Raw genomic sequence first — 15,074 nt, 5'->3', positions numbered from 1 at the left:
CCGCCCCCACCCGCGTGCCCGCGCCGACCGGCGCCCCCGCCCCCACCCGCGCGCCCGCGCCGCAGTCCGGGCGCGAGGCCGCTCCCGCCGGCCCCCGGGCCGGCGCCCGGCCGACCCAACTGCCGCCTCCCGTAAGGGATTTCACCGGCCGGGACGGACCGCTCGACGAGCTGACCGGGCTCCTCAAGGACGCGTCCGAATCCCGGGCCGTGGGTCTGGCCGTGCTGACCGGCCTCGGCGGCGTCGGCAAGAGCGCGCTGGCCGCCGCGGCGGCACACCGCACGCGCCGGGCCTTCCCCGACGGGCAGCTGTACGTGGATCTGCGCGGCGCGGACGCCGAGCCCGCCCACAGCGCGGACGTGCTGGCCCACCTCCTGCGCTCCCTGGGTGTCGCCGAGGGGGGCGTACCCGACGACGCGGGCCAGCGCGGTGCCCTGTTCCGCTCGCTCCTCGCGGGCCGCCGGGTCCTGATCCTGCTCGACAACGCCCGCGACACCGCCCAGGTGCGCCCCCTGCTGCCCGGCACCCCCGGCAGCGCGGTCCTGGTCACCAGCCGCACCCGGATCGTCGGCCTGCCCGGCGCCCGGCTCCTGGACGTGGAGGCGATGAGCGAACAGGACGCGCTCGCGATGCTGGAGACGATCGTGGCCGACGGGCGCGTGGCCGTCGACCGCGACTCCGCCCGCCAACTCGTCGCCGCCTGCGGCCACTTGCCGCTCGCCGTGCGGATCGCCGCGGCCCGCCTGACCGCCCGTCCCGACTGGGCGGTGGCCGACCTCGCGGCCCGGCTCGGCGACGAGCGCCACCGCCTGGACGAACTGGAGGCCGACGGGCTCGGCGTGGACGCCGCCTTCCGGCTCAGCTACGAAGGCCTCGACGCGGACGCCGCCCGCGCCTTCCGCCTCACCTCCGCCGCCGCCGTGCCGCTCTTCGGCCGGGCCACCGCGGCCGCCCTGCTCGACCTCGACGAGGACGCGGCCGAGGACGCCCTGGAGGCCCTCGTCGACGCCGGTCTCCTGGAGGCGCCCGGCGTCGACAGCTACCGCTTCCACGATCTCGTACGGATCTTCGCCCGGCGGGTGCTCGCCGCCTCCCCGGACGCCGCCGAGCGGCCCGCCGCGCAGCGCAGGCTGCTGCATCACGTGCTGGCCACCGTCACCCACGTCGTGCGCTGTCTGCGCCCGCTCAGCGGCGTACCCGACCTGCTGTGCCCGGCACAGGCGCCCGGCTACCGGCCCGCCGACGCGGAGGCCGCCCGGGCCTGGCTCCAGGACTCCCACCAGCTGATCCGGGCCACCGCCGAGCAGGCCCTGGGCAAGGGACCCTGGCCGGACCTGGGCGAAGCCGCGCTGCGGCCCGCGGTGGACCTGCTGACCGGATGGGCGCACCTCGTCCTCGGCACCGCCAGGCGCCGCGAACTCCAGGGCCCCGCGCGGCGCGCACTGGCCCTCGCGCACTGCCACGGCGACGCCCGCTCGGCGGGCCGGGCGCTGCGGCTGATCGCCGCCGTGCCGCAGCCGGGCGCCGACAGCTACCGGGGCATCGAACGCACCCTGCGCCAGGCCCTGCGGTTCGCGGCGCTCGGCTGCGACCCGCTGACCGAGTCCGAGGCGGCGTACGAACTCGCCATGATCCTGGCCGCGATGGGCCGCACCGACGAGGCGCTGCACCTGTTCGAGCAGGCCTGCGCCCGGTTCGTCGAAGTGGGCAGCCGGGGCGACTCGGTGCGCGTGCTCGCCCATGTCGTACGCGCCCACATGGTGCTCGGTCACCGCGAGCGCGCCGAGGCGGCAGCCGACGAAGTGCTGCGCTCGGCACGGGAGTTGGGGGATCGGGGTACGCTCGGTCATGTGCTGTACCAGATCGGCTGCGCGTTGCTCGCGGGCGGCCGGCCGGTACGGGCGGCCGCGCATCTGCGCGAGTCGCGTCAGCACCACCAGTGGGTGGGGGACCTGCGCTGGGAAGCGCTGGCCTGGGCCCGGCTCGCGCACTGCGCCCTGGCCAGGGAGCGGCCCGGGGAGGCCGCGGCCTGTGCGACGCAGGCCCTGGCCATCGAGGGCGACCTGGGGGACCCGTTCTGCCGCGGGCTCGCGCTCGCGGCCCGCGGCCGGGCGCTGCTCGCGCTCGGCGAGACACCGGCGCTCTCGGCGCTGGCCTCGCTGCGCACCGCGCACCGCCTCCTGAGCGCGCGCGGCGCCGCGGAGGCGGACGAGCTGACCTCGCTGCTGTGGACCGCGCCCACGGTGCCGCGACAGCCGGGCGCCCCGCCCGGCCGCGGGGCCGCGAGTGCAGCCAGGGCTGCCCTCTGACAGAGCCTTTTGGGCAGGGGCCGGTTCGGCGTGCCCCCTAGCCTTCCCCCCATGACCATGTGGACGTCTCTGGAACCGGCCGCCGTCGCCGTCGATCCCGGTGGGCGGGCCACCGCACGGCTGCGCGTGCGCAACACCGGGGACACGGTCGAGGAGTACCGGCTCTCGGTCGTCGGCGCCCCCGCGGGCTGGGCCCGCATCGAGCCCGACACCCTGCGTCTGTACCCCGGCAGCGAGGACACCGCGGAGGTCTCCTTCGCGCCGCCGCGCTCCCCCGACGCCCCCGCGGGCCCGGCCCCGTACGGCATCCGGGTCGAGCCGCGCGAGCACTCCGAGGTGCGGGACGTCCTCGAAGGCCAGGTCACGGTCGCGCCCTTCACCGAGGTGCGCGCCGAACTGGTGCCGCCGAGCCTGGTGGGCCGCTTCCGCGGGCGGGCCTCGGTCGCCGTGGACAACCTCGGCAACACCGCGCTCACGGCGTCGCTGACCGTACGCGACGAGACCAACCGGCTCACCTACGAGCTGACCCCGAACTCGGTCCAGGCGGCGCCGGGCCGGGCCGCGTTCGCCAAGCTCGACATCCGCCCCCAGCACGTCCGTTGGACCGGCTCGCCCGAGCACCACCGCATCACCCTGTCGGTGCGCCGCTCCGGCGACGAGACCCCGCTCCAGGTGACCGGCGGTTTCGAGCAGCGTCCGGTGCTGCCGCGCTGGCTGCTCATGGCGGGCAGCGGTCTCGTCGCCGCGTCGATCGCGGGCATCGCGCTGTGGCTGGCCTTCCAGCCGAAGGTGAACACCGCGACCGGCGAGATGCAGGCGGCCGCCGGTGCGCGTGCGGTGCCGCAGGGCGCCGAGTCCCCGCTGCCCTCGGCCCCGCCGCCCGCGCCCCCGGCCCAGAGCGGCGCGTCCGCCCCGGCCGGGGACGGCTCGGGCGGCGCTTCCGGCGGCGGTGGCGGTGGCGGTGGTGGCGGGGAGGCCGCCTCCGAACTCGGCGGCGGTCCGCCCGTCGTGCCGCCGCCCCCGAAGAAGGCGGCCGCCGCCCCGAACGCGCCGGTCGGCCCCGTGTGGGACATGGGGTACAAGCCGGACGACATCGTCACGTTCGCCCAGTACCGCCTCGCCACGCTCGGCAACGAGTGCACGCTGAAGCCCGGCTGGACCGCCGGGATCATCGACCAGCTCACCAAGGACTCGCTGACCTGCTACCAGCAGCACGTCATGCGGGACAAGAAGAGCAGCATGCAGCTGACGGCGACCGACAAGAAGCTCGGCACGCTGGGGCGGGCCACCCTCACCTCGATGTGGGCGCAGGGCATCCGCGCCGAACAGGTGAAGCCGGGCGCGAAGACCTACCAGGTCACCCAGCTGGCGGCGGCCCTGTGGTGGGCCAACCAGGCCGGAATCTCGGACGCCGACCTCAATCGCGACCGCGACTACGCGCACAAGGGCATCGACTACTTCAAGGCCGGGCAGCAGGGCGGCTACCTGATGAAGTCGGACGCGGGCCTCGCCAGTGCGATCAAGGACTACCAGTCCTACGTCGGGCTTCCGCAGACCGGTGTCGCCGACACCAAGACCATCAACTGGCTGGTCGGCGGGGATGTGAAGGACCGCGGGAACCCGGGTCGTTAGCGTCGGCGTTAGCGGACGTTAGGCCCTGCTGATCGGGGCCTGCGAAGCTGCTCGCCTCCTAGAACTCCCGGGCGGTCGTTCCCCCGCGACCGTCCGGGGCCGGCTCCCCGTGGCAGCCCCCGGGCCCCGGCCACCGGACCAGCGGCGATGGCCGGTCGGGCAGCGACTCCTGCCCCCGGAACTGCCCCTTCCGGCCCTGTACTTCGATGCCCGTCCCACTTGACTCGTGCCGTGAGTATGTGGACTGCCCTGGAGCCCCCCGCCACCACCGTCGCCCCCGGTGACAGCGCCGCCGTCAGGCTGCGGGTGCGCAATACGGGGGACACCGTCGAGGAGTACCGGCTTACGGTGGTCGGTGACGCGGCCGGGTGGGCGCGTGTCGAGCCGGCCGTGCTGCGGCTCTATCCCGGGGCGGAGGGCACCGCCGACATCACGTTCGCGCCGCCGCGCACCTCGGACGCGATCGCCGGGCCGAGTGTGTTCGGTATCCGGGTCGATCCGCGTGAGCACCCTCATGAGGCCGATGTCGTCGAGGGGCGGCTGACCGTCGGTCCGTTCGCCGAGATGCGTGCCGAGCTGGTGCCGCGCTCGGTGCGGGGCCGGCGTCGGGCGCGCGGCCGGCTCGCCGTCGACAATCTCGGCAACCAGCCGCTGACGGCGTCGTTCTCCACCCGCGACAACGGTGACGCCGCCAACGTCGAGGCGAACCCCACCGCGGTGCAGGTCGATCCCGGCCGGGCCGGTTTCGCCGAGGTGGAGCTGACCGCGGTGAACGTGAGCTGGTTCGGCGGAACGCGTCAACACCCTTTCACGGTGGGGGTGTTGAGGTCCGGCGATCCGGCCCCGCAGGAGCTGCGCGGCACCTACCTCCAGCCGTCCGTGTTCCCACGGTGGGTCCTCGCGGTCGGTTCGATCCTGCTGGCACTGCTCGTGGTGTTCGTGATGATCTGGCTGCGGCACGACACCGGCGTCAAGAGCCAGGCCGCGGAGCAGGCGCCCGCCAAGCAGATACCGCTCCCGCAGGGCTCGCAGAGCCCGCTGCCGTCCGCGCCGCCCTCCCCGTCGAACCAGCCGGCCCCGCCGCCGCCGTCGGCCCCGGCCGCACCGGCGCCCAAGCCGAAGCCGCAGGGCGGCGGCAGCGGGGGTGGCGGTGGCGGGGGTGGCGGTCCGAAGAAGCCGCAGTACGACCCCAACAAGCTGGTCCGGCTCCAGTCCGGGCTCGGGATGTACCTGACGACGGCGACGGACCAGAAGCCGGAGGGACGCTACGTCTACGCGGCGCACGAGATCCGGGACAACCCCACGTGGGACCAGTACTGGTACATCCGGCCGCTGCCGAAGGACGAGTTCGCCTTCAGCTCCTCCTCGGAGAAGTGGGCTGTCGCGGACAACACGCGGGAGGGGAACCAGGTGCAGATGTGGGGGGCCTCGGGTGGGGAGCCCTCGCTCACGAACGGGCAGATGACCAGCAACCAGAAGTGGTCGATCCAGCCGATCGACGGGGCGGACGGGTTCGTCCGCCTGGTCAGCAAGGACGGGGGCTGGTGCATGTCCGACCTGACGCCGAACGACACGCAGCACCTCCAGGTGATCGAGGTACGTCCCTGCGGAGCGCTCCCCGCGGACCAGCAGCGCTGGCGAGTCGTCCCGTAGCCCGGGGGGTTTGCCCACCCGCCCGCCCGTTGCCCCGGGTTGGTAGGTTCCGGGTCCCCCTGGGGCTCCGCCCCAGACCCCGTTCGCGCCTTAAGGGCGCTCGTCCTCAAACGCCGGACAGGCTGAAGATGCCCGATGCGAGCCAGCACCGAGTCATCCGGGCCCACCTACAGGGGCGCGGGGAACGGCGCGAGAAGCACCCACGGTCCGCAGACGAGAACGGGTTTTGGGGGCGCGGGGAACTACGCGAACGGCCCCGCACGGCCCGCAGGCGACGAGTTCTCCCCCGGAGGGTCTCGGGAAGGGGCGGGGTGGGGGGAAGCCTGCGAGCAACCACCCACGGTGCAAGGTCGAAAAAGGGCGCGGGGAACTGCGCGACAAGCCCAGCACGGTGGGCAGACGGCAGCGGTTTTTGGGGGCGCGGGGAACTGCGCGAGCAACTCCGCACGGTCTGCGGATGAAGCCGGGTTTCTAGGGGCGCGGGGAACGGCGCGAGCAACCCCGCCCCGTGGGCGGACGGCAGCGGGTTTCCAGGGGCGCGGGGAACTGCGCGACAAGCCCAGCACGGTGGGCGGACGAAAGCCGGTTCAGGGGTGGGGCACCCGCGCGAGCGGCCCCGCACGCGCAAGTGCCCCGCATTCAGGGGCGAGCCCCGGGCGACCTAGGGGGCCCAGGGCGTCCCCGTGCCCGGGACGAGGCGGCCGGACTTTACGTACTCGCGGCGCGCCCCGGCCCGGACGTCCGCGACGGACACCGCGGAACCCCGCCCCGCCGCGAGATACCCCGCCGTCACCGCCGCGGAGCGAATCGCCCCGCCCGCCAGCTCGAACTCCTTCGCACACGCGTCGAGTTCCGCATCGAGCGCCGGCTCCTGCGGCACCCCGGCCAGACAGCTCCGCCACAGCATGGCGCGCAGCGCCACGTCCGGGAACGGGAAGTCGACCACCAGGTCGAGCCGCCGCGTGAACGCCTCGTCGATGTTGGCCCGCAGGTTCGTCGTCAGCACGGCGATCCCGTCGAACGCCTCCAGACGCTGGAGCAGATACGCGCTCTCCAGGTTCGCGTACCGGTCGTGCGAGCTCTTCACCTCCGACCGCTTGCCGAACACCGCGTCCGCCTCGTCGAAGAGCAGCACCGAGTCCGTCCGGTCCGCCTCGACGAAGATCTTCTCCAGGTTCTTCTCGGTCTCCCCGACGTACTTGTCGACCACGGACGACAGGTCCACCACATACATGTCCAGGCCCAGCTCACCCGCCACGACCTCCGCCGCGAGCGTCTTGCCCGTGCCGGAGTCGCCCGCGAACAGCGCGACCACGCCCCGCCCGCGCCCGCCGCCGGTCCGCAGCCGCCACTCCCCGAGCACCCGGTCCCGGTGCCGGGCCCGCCCGGCCAGCTCGTGCAGCATGGCGAGGGGCTCCTCCGGCAGCACGAGGTCCGCGAAGCCGACGGCCGGCCGCACCCGGCGGGCGTGCCGGTCGAGCAGCGGTGCCGACAGGAGGCGGGCGCTGCGCTGGACATGCGGCAGACCCACCGGCGTCCCCTCGAACCCGGCGAGCGCCATCGCGCCCCGCGCGGCCCGCCGCACCTGCCCCGCGCCGAGCCGGTAGGGGCCGACCGCCTCCGCCAAGTCGCCCTCGTACGAGGGGAGTTCCTCGGTCCAGGCGGTCAGCGGATCGGTCTCGACCGTCGTGTCCTCCAGGGCGAGCAGCGCCGAACCGGGGGCCCACGTGGGGTCGTACGGGTCGGTCCCGGCGAACACCACGGTGACGTCCGGCGCCGTCAACTCCCGTACCAGCGGGCCGGGCTGCTCGTCCGGCAGCTCGACGACCACGGCCGTCCCCGCCCCGCGCAGCCGCGCCTCGCGCAGCAGGGCGCGGGCCGCCACCGGGTCGGCGTGCTCGGGCCGGTGGCGCAGCACGGCCCGCCCCGCGCCGCGCAGCGCCGAGGTGACCGCGTCCGCGCCGCTCCCGGCCCGCCGCTCGCGCAGATGGACGGCGACCGGGTCGGCGGCGAGCGCGATGCGCGCCGCGAGGCCGTCGGTCGGCGCCGACCCGCCGGCGGTCAGCAACTCGACGCGGGCGTGCGCCAGTTGACCGTCCAGCGTGTCGTCGCCCAGCAGATGGGCCACCACCCGCTCCGGCACCCGCAGCGCGCGTCCGGGCAGCGGTCGGTCCTCGTCCTCCAGGGTCACGAGGCCGCCGGCGATCAGCGGTGCCGCCGTGTGCACACGGGCGCGTGCGGCCGGGTCGTGGGGCCCGGTCCCGGCGAGTTCCAGGGCGAGCGCCACCGAGGCCCGGCGGCGGCCCACGTCGTCGTTGAGGTAGCCGTACAGCGGCTCGAAGCGCCGGTCCACATCGGGCGCGACTGCCGCCACCAGGAGCAGCACGTCCAGCTCGACGAGCCCGAAGTCGCGCGCCAGCCCGGCCAGCCGGTCGCCCCGGGCGGGCGTGAACGAGGTGTCCGGGGACGGGAGTTCGGGCGCGGGGGCGTTGGCGAGACGGGTGGCCGTCTCCGCCGAGACGTACAGGCCCCGCAGCGGGTCCTGGGCCGTCGGATCGTCGGCGGAGCGGGCCTCGACCAGCGCCGCGACCGACGTACGCAGATGGTCGAGCCGGAGCAGCAGGGCGTGGGCGGCCTCGTTCACCGGGCACCACCGTCGCCGCGCGCACCCTCGCCGCGCGCACCGTCGCCCGGCCTACCGCCGTCCCGCTCACCGGCGCCGGATGGTGCGTCATCCGTACCTGCACCTGCACCCGTACCCGTACCCGGGCCACCGCTCCGCGAGCCCCGCATCAGGCGCGGCTTCGCGTCGGCGGGCACGCCGTCGCGGCCGCGTACCGTGATGACGCCCTCGGTGACCGGCGGCGCGACCGGGTACACGGGCGTGACCGGGAACGGCGTCGTGATCACCACGTCGAGCGACGGCTTCAGCTCGCCGCCGAGCGCCGACCAGATGTCGGCGAGCGAGCGTGACTCGGCCGGCGGTACCGCGACGGTCAGCGGTATGGACACGTTGTACGCGTCGAGCGCGCGCGGCACGTACTCCTGCGGCATCATCTCGTGCGGCAGCAGGCACGCCAACGCGCCGGAAAGCAGGCGGTGTTCGTCCTCGGGGCGGCTGGTCCACGCGGTGAGCAGATAGGACAGGCGGTACCAGCGCGGCGGCTGGCGCCTGCGCAGCACCACGCCGTTGGCGTCCCGCTCCGCGTACGAGCCGCGTTCGCGGCGGGCCACGTCCTCGCGGATGTCGTACAGATAGGCGTTGAGGGTGGGGGTGTTGCGACGCGCCGCCCAGTCCCGGGTGGGGGCCTCGAAGACGACCTCCCCCGTTCCCTCGGGCAGCGCACCGCCGCGCAGGATGCGCCGCAGCGCCTCGTCGATTTCGTGGATCATTGAGCCAGTTTCCCGAGTTCCCGGACACGGCCGCACCGCGGGGGTGCGACGGTGAGTGAGCGGTGCGGGCCCGCGGCGGCCGGGTCCGGCCGGGACCGCGGGCCGTGGCGGCTAGATGTAGCCCTCGCGCAGCGCGTAGGCCACGGCGTGTGCGCGGTTGGTCAGTTGGAGGCGGGTCATCAGGGCGTGCAGGATGTTCTTGACGGTCCGCTCCGAGTAGGCGAGCTTCTCCGAGATCTGCCGGGTGTCGAGGCCCTCGGCGACCAGGCGCAGCACATCCACCTCGCGCGGCGCCATGCCGAACAGCGGCGCGGCCGAGGACGATCCGGCGGAGGCGGAGGTGGTCTCCGAGCGGCGGAGGCGTCCGACCTGGACGAGCAGCCGGCTGATCAGGTCCGGCGGCAGCTCACCCTCGCCGCGCGCCGCGCTGTGCACGGCCTTCAACAGGCGCTGCTCGGTGGCCTGGTGGCGCCACAGGATGGCCCGCACCCCGTACTCGACCACCGTCAGAAGGTCGGGTTCGCGCAGTTCGCGGGCTATGAGCACCACGCGCTGCTCACCGCCGCGCACCACCCGGCGCAGCTCGGCCGACGCCGCGTCGTCGACCTGGTCGACCAGCATCACGGCGACCGCGGGGTCGGCGGGACGGCCGTCCGTCTCGCGGGGCTCCCGGTTCTCCCGCAGGACCTCCACCGTCGGCTGGTGCTGGAGATGACTGATGACCCCGGCCCGGCTCAGCGGATCGGAGGCGTGAACGGTCACCGTGACACGATTCGCGAGCAATGGCATTCCCTGTCCTTTCCTTCCCCGTGCTACCCGACCGATACAGACTGGTCGGCCCCGATCAACAGCGAATCAACAACCGTTGAATGGGCCACGGATACTGCCAAGAACAGTCGAAGTCGGCAGGAAAAGCGGTGCGGGGCCCGGGACGCGTACCGATCCCGGGCCCCGCACCGCCCCGGATGCGTATCGATCCCGGGCCCCGCACCGATCAAGGCACCGCCCTACGCGGGCTTCTCCTCCAGGCGGGGGAAGAGCACCGCGCCCTTGGTGACCTTCGCGCCCGGGGCCAACGCGCCCCACGCGCCCGCGTCCTGGACCCGCTGGCCGGCGAGCGGGCCGAGCCGGTCCTCCGCCCCGAGCGACTCCCACAGCTTCTGCGAGGTCTCCGGCATCACCGGGTTGAGCAGCACCGCGACCCCGCGCAGCGCCTCGGCCGCGGTGTACAGGATCGTCGCGAGCCGGGCGCGGCCCGCGGCCGATTCGTCCTTGGCCACCTTCCACGGCTCCTGCTCGGTGAGGTAGCCGTTGACCTGCTTCACGAAATCGAAGACGGCCAGGATGCCGCCCTGGAAGTCGAGTTCGTCACCGATGCGCCGGTCCGCCTCGGCGACCGCCTTCGCGAGACCGTCCTGGACGGCCTTCTCCGCGTCCCCGTCGGCGGCCGGGGCGGGCAGCTCGCCACCGAAGTACTTGCCGACCATCGCGGCGACCCGGGACGCCAAGTTGCCGTAGTCGTTGGCGAGTTCGGAGGTGTAGCGGGCGGTGAAGTCCTCCCAGGAGAACGAGCCGTCCTGGCCGAAGGCGATGGCCCGCAGGAAGTACCAGCGGTAGGCGTCCACGCCGAAGTGCGAGGTCAGGTCCTGCGGCTTGATGCCGGTCAGATTGGACTTCGACATCTTCTCGCCGCCGACCATCAGCCAGCCGTTGGCCGCGACCCGGCCCGGCACCGGAAGTCCGTTGGCCATCAGCATCGCGGGCCAGATGATCGCGTGGAAGCGCAGGATGTCCTTGCCGACGAGGTGCACGTCGGCCGGGAAGATCTCCTCGAAACGGGCCTGGTCGGCGCCATACCCGACCGCCGTCGCGTAGTTGAGCAGCGCGTCCACCCACACATAGATGACGTGCTGGGTGTCCCACGGCACCGGCACGCCCCAGTCGAACGTCGACCGGGAGATCGACAGGTCCTGGAGGCCCTGCTTCACGAAGTTGAGCACCTCGTTGCGGGCCGACTCGGGCTGGATGAAGCCGGGGTTCGCCTCGTAGAACTCCAGGAGCTTCGGGCCGTAGGCGCTCAGCTTGAAGAAGTAGTTCTCCTCCTTGAGCAGCTCCACCGGCTTCTTGTGGATGGCACACAGCTGGGTGCCGTCCTCACCCTCGATCAGGTCGCCCGGGAGCTTGTACTCCTCGCAGCCCACGCAGTACGGGCCCTCGTAGCCGCCCTGGTAGATCTCGCCCTTGTCGTACAGGTCCTGGACGAACTCCTGCACCCGGTCGGTGTGCCGCTTCTGGGTGGTGCGGATGAAGTCGTCGTTGGCGATGTTCAGGTGCTCCCAGAGCGGCTGCCACGCCTCGCCGACGAGTTTGTCGCACCACTCCTGCGGGGTGACGCCGTTCGCCTCGGCCGTACGCATGATCTTCTGCCCGTGCTCGTCCGTGCCCGTCAGGTACCAGACCTTCTCGCCGCGCTGGCGGTGCCAGCGGGTGAGCACGTCACCGGCGACGGTGGTGTAGGCGTGGCCCAGGTGCGGGGCATCGTTGACGTAATAGATGGGCGTGGAAACGTAGTACGTCGGCGCAGGCATGCGCTGAATCCTATCGGCCGGCCCCCGCGGGCCCGCCCGGGATGTCCGGATGCCGGACGGCCGGGAGATGGGTGGTGGACGGCGTCCGGGCCCCGGCCGGAGGGCATCCGTTGGCCGCTCCGGCGGGCGCCGGGACACGGAGAGGTTTGCGAAACACCCCCTGTCGTAATAAGGACGCATCCTGGGACGGAAGGGGGCACGTGCACACGAAGGACGAGAACATGCGGGTACTGGTCGCCGAGGACGAGGAGGTCCTCGCCGAGCTCGTCGCCACCGGCCTGCGCCGGGCCGGCTTCGCCGTGGACACGGTCTACAGCGGGGACGCGGCCCTCGCCTACCTGGGCCTGCACGACTACGACGTGGTGGTCCTGGACCGGGACCTGCCGCGCGTGCACGGCGACGAGGTGGCCCGCCGGCTCGTCGCGGACGCCTCGCGCACCCGCATCCTGATGCTGACCGCGTCCGCCTCCATGGAGGACCGGGTCGAAGGCCTCGACCTGGGCGCGGACGACTACCTGGGCAAGCCGTTCGAGTTCCCCGAGCTGGTCTCGCGCGTCCGCGCACTGCGGCGGCGCAGCGCCCGCCCGGTCCCGCCGGTCCTGGAGCGGCACGGCCTGAGCCTGGACACCGTGCGGCGCACCGCGCACCGCGACGGCCAGGAGCTCGACCTCTCGCCCAAGGAGTTCGCCGTGCTCCAGATCCTCCTGGAGGCCGACGGCGCGGCCGTCTCCGCCGAGGAACTCCTGGAGCGCGCCTGGGACGCCAACGCCGACCCCTTCACCGGCGCGGTCCGCGTCGCCATGAGCAAGCTGCGCGGCAAGCTCGGCGAGCCCGCGCTCATCCGCACCGTCCAGGGCGTGGGGTACGCGCTGTGAAGGGCCGCCCGCGGTGATCAGGACCCGTATCGCGCTGATCTTCGGCGGGGTCTTCCTGACGCTCGGCGCCGCGCTGCTCGCCGTCGTCAACCTGCTCTCGCGGGCCGGCACCCAGGAGCAGGCGACCGCGATCGCGACCCGCGCGACCACCCTCCACACGCCGGGGACGTCCGCCTACTACCGGACCGAGCGCGGCACGGCCCTCGAACCGCTCACCGTCTACCGGCTCAGCGCCGACGTCAGCGACGCCGCCTCCGACCAGACCGCACTGTGGTCCACGCTCGCGCTGGTCGCGATCGCCCTGCTCGCGGTCGTGGTCGGCTGGTGGACGGCGGGCCGGGTGCTGCGCCCGGTGCACGTCATGACGGCCCGGGCCCGCACACTGACCGCGAGCAATCTGCACGAGAGGGTGGGCGCCGCCGGGCCCGACGACGAGCTGAAGGAACTCGGCGCCACCATCGACGACCTCCTCGGCCGGCTCGAAGCCGCCTTCGACAGCCAGCGGCGCTTCATCGCCAACGCCTCGCACGAGCTGCGCACCCCGCTCGCGACCCAGCGCGCCGCGATCCAGATCGGCCTCGACGAGGACGCGAGCCCGGCCGACCTCGCCCGCACCCGTACGACGCTGCTCGACAACAACCGGCGCAGCGAGCAGCTCATCGAGGGGCTGCTGATGCTGGCCCGCAGCGAGCGGGGCCTGGAGCTGCGCGAGGAGGTGGACCTCGCGGAGGTGGTACGGGAGGAGGCGGCGCGCTACGACACCGTGAAGGTGGACGCACCGGCGCCGGCCGTGGTGCGGGGCAATCGGGCGCTGCTCGCCCGCCTCACCGCGAACCTGCTCGCCAACGCGGTCACCTACAACGAGCCGGACGGGCCGGTCGGGGTCACCGTGTACGGAGGCCGGCTCGTGGTGGCCAACCCCGCGGGACCCGAGGTCGCCGCCGACCGGATTCCCGCCCTCTTCGAGCCGTTCCGGCGCGGCGAGGGCCGGGACAGGATGGGGCCGGGGGCGGGCCTCGGCCTGTCCATCGTGCGCTCGATCGCGGTGGCCCACGGCGGCACGGCCACGGCCGAGCCCGGCGCCGAGGGCGGGCTGACCGTGACCGTCTCGCTCCCGAAGGCGACCCGGCCGCGCGTTACGGGCGGTAGGAGCTGAGCAGCCCGCGGTAGACCTCGGCGTCGCTCAGCTCGCGGGGCGCGGGCCCGGCGTGGAAGAACCCGACGTGGTCGTGCTCGCCCTCGGCGGTCCGCAGGAAGTCGAACGCCTTGGAGTCGTCCTCGCCGAACGCGACGAACTGCCAGTACAGCGGCTTGTCCGAGACGTCGGTGAGGGCCTGGCGCGCGGGCAGCTTGGCGTCCGGGGCGCCGTCCGTCTGGAACACGACGAGCACCGGCCCCTCGTGCCCCGACTTCTCGACGTGCTCGACGACCTCCTCGACGGCCCGGTGGTAGCTGGTCCGGCCGAGCCGGCCGAGCCCGGCGTGCGTCTCGTCGACGACACCCTCGTACGCGTCGAGGGTCACGTCGACCGAACCGTCGATGTCGGTCGAGAAGAACACGGTGTGGACGGTCGCCTCCTCGTCGAGGTGCGCCGCGAGGGCGAGCACCTGCTCGGCGAGACCCTGGGCGCTGCCGTCCTTGTAGTACGGCCGCATCGACCCGGACCGGTCGAGCACGAGGTACACCTTGATCCGGGCCCCCGTGAGCCCCGCCTTCTTGAGCGCGGCCCCGGCGGCCTTGTAGGCCCCGGCGAGCCCCGGCGCCCGGGACTTGACCCGGGCGGCGGAGACGGCCGGCTTGGCCACGACGGGCTCCGCCCGGACGGGCTCGGGCTCCTCCTGCTCGGCTTCCGTCCGCACGGACTCCGGCTCGGGCTCGGCTTCCGCCGGTGTGGGCTCCGGCTCGGGCTCGACGACAGCGGCAGCCTGGACGGGCTCGGGCTCGGGCTCGACCGGAGCCTCCGTCCGTACGGGCTCGGGCTCTGCGACCGGCTCAGCTGCTACGGGCTGCGGCTCAGGCTCCGGCTGCGGCTCTGCCTCGGGCTCCGGCTCGGCGACGGGTGCGACCTCGGCCTTCGCCTGTACGGGCTCGGGCTCGGGCTCCGCGACGGGCTGGACCTCGGGCTCGGGCTCGGGCTCCGCGACGGGCTCGGCCTGCACCGCCGCCGGCTCAGGCCCTGCCTCGGGCTCCGGCTTCGCCTCCGTACGCGGCTGCGGCACCTCGGCGGCACCCGTCGCGCCGTCGGCGGGGGAGCGGTCGGAGGACGACGCGTCGCCCGCGGCTTCAGCGGGCGGACGGGGCCCATCGAACGCGGCGGCCACCAGCTTCTCCGCCGGGGACAGGTCGCGCCGCCCCGGCGCGGGGACGGTGGGCGATGCCGCCTCGGCCGGCACCTCGATGGCCTCGGCCGGCGCCTCCGCGGCCTCGGCGGTGCGTTCCGTCTGGGGCGGTACGGAAGCCGCCGCCGGCTCGGCACGCTCCGTGCCTTCGCGTCCGAACACCTTGCGCAGCAAGCTCCGAATGCCCATGGGCGAGGCCTTTCGCATGAGTTGGGTGCGATGAGTACCGCACTGCGCCACAGATCCGGGAGCAGACCCCTGGCCAGCGCAGACACGTAAGGTTAG

General features: G+C 73.8%; 10 protein-coding genes. 5 read left to right on the top strand and 5 right to left on the bottom strand.

Annotation, left to right across the window (positions count from 1 at the left end; all coding sequences use genetic code 11):
• From CG740_RS36325 to CG740_RS36315, 3 genes are all read left to right on the top strand, one after another.
• On the top strand, positions 1–2,309 hold a 2,309-nt coding region (locus CG740_RS36325), incomplete at its 5' end, for an ATP-binding protein (RefSeq protein ID WP_159030523.1).
• Between the two features lie 51 nt (positions 2,310–2,360).
• Positions 2,361–3,941 (top strand): peptidoglycan-binding domain-containing protein, encoded by a 1,581-nt coding sequence (locus tag CG740_RS36320; protein ID WP_100579587.1) that lies wholly within the window; start codon positions 2,361–2,363, stop codon positions 3,939–3,941.
• Positions 3,942–4,172: 231 nt separating this feature from the next.
• A complete protein-coding gene (locus tag CG740_RS36315) occupies positions 4,173–5,594 on the top strand; it encodes an RICIN domain-containing protein (protein WP_159030522.1) in 1,422 nt (473 codons plus the stop codon).
• A 661-nt stretch (positions 5,595–6,255) separates the two neighbouring features.
• On the opposite strand, the gene CG740_RS36310 is transcribed toward CG740_RS36315, so the two are convergent.
• From CG740_RS36310 to metG, 4 genes are all read right to left on the bottom strand, one after another.
• Positions 6,256–8,238, bottom strand: coding sequence for an ATP-binding protein (locus tag CG740_RS36310; protein WP_100579585.1), 1,983 nt, complete (start codon positions 8,236–8,238; stop codon positions 6,256–6,258).
• A complete protein-coding gene (locus CG740_RS36305; protein WP_100579584.1) occupies positions 8,235–8,987 on the bottom strand; it encodes a DUF4255 domain-containing protein in 753 nt (250 codons plus the stop codon). Before CG740_RS36305 ends, CG740_RS36310 begins: the two co-directional genes overlap by 4 nt.
• A gap of 111 nt (positions 8,988–9,098) precedes the next feature.
• A complete protein-coding gene (locus CG740_RS36300; RefSeq protein WP_199846687.1) occupies positions 9,099–9,776 on the bottom strand; it encodes a helix-turn-helix transcriptional regulator in 678 nt (225 codons plus the stop codon).
• A gap of 218 nt (positions 9,777–9,994) precedes the next feature.
• Positions 9,995–11,575, bottom strand: a complete 1,581-nt coding sequence (gene metG / locus CG740_RS36295) for a methionine--tRNA ligase (protein ID WP_100579582.1) — start codon at positions 11,573–11,575, stop codon at positions 9,995–9,997.
• A 221-nt stretch (positions 11,576–11,796) separates the two neighbouring features.
• Here metG and CG740_RS36290 point away from each other — a divergent pair, with 221 nt between their 5' ends.
• Both CG740_RS36290 and CG740_RS36285 read left to right on the top strand, forming a co-directional pair.
• Positions 11,797–12,450, top strand: a complete 654-nt coding sequence (locus tag CG740_RS36290) for a response regulator transcription factor (RefSeq protein WP_167159723.1) — start codon at positions 11,797–11,799, stop codon at positions 12,448–12,450.
• Positions 12,451–12,463: 13 nt separating this feature from the next.
• Positions 12,464–13,606 carry a sensor histidine kinase gene (locus tag CG740_RS36285; RefSeq protein WP_100579580.1) on the top strand — a complete coding sequence of 381 codons (1,143 nt, stop codon included), beginning with the start codon at positions 12,464–12,466 and terminating at the stop codon, positions 13,604–13,606.
• On the opposite strand, the gene CG740_RS36280 is transcribed toward CG740_RS36285, so the two are convergent.
• Positions 13,587–14,978 (bottom strand): VWA domain-containing protein, encoded by a 1,392-nt coding sequence (locus CG740_RS36280; RefSeq protein ID WP_199846686.1) that lies wholly within the window; start codon positions 14,976–14,978, stop codon positions 13,587–13,589. The two genes, CG740_RS36285 and CG740_RS36280, sit on opposite strands and share 20 nt — an antisense overlap.
• Positions 14,979–15,074: the final 96 nt, after the last annotated feature.

This window comes from Streptomyces sp. CB01201 (assembly GCF_002803085.1).
GTDB classification, from domain to species: Bacteria; Actinomycetota; Actinomycetes; order Streptomycetales; family Streptomycetaceae; genus Streptomyces; species Streptomyces hundungensis.
The sequence above is the reverse complement of the archived record's forward strand: the minus strand, read 5'-3'. Positions and strand labels throughout refer to the sequence as shown.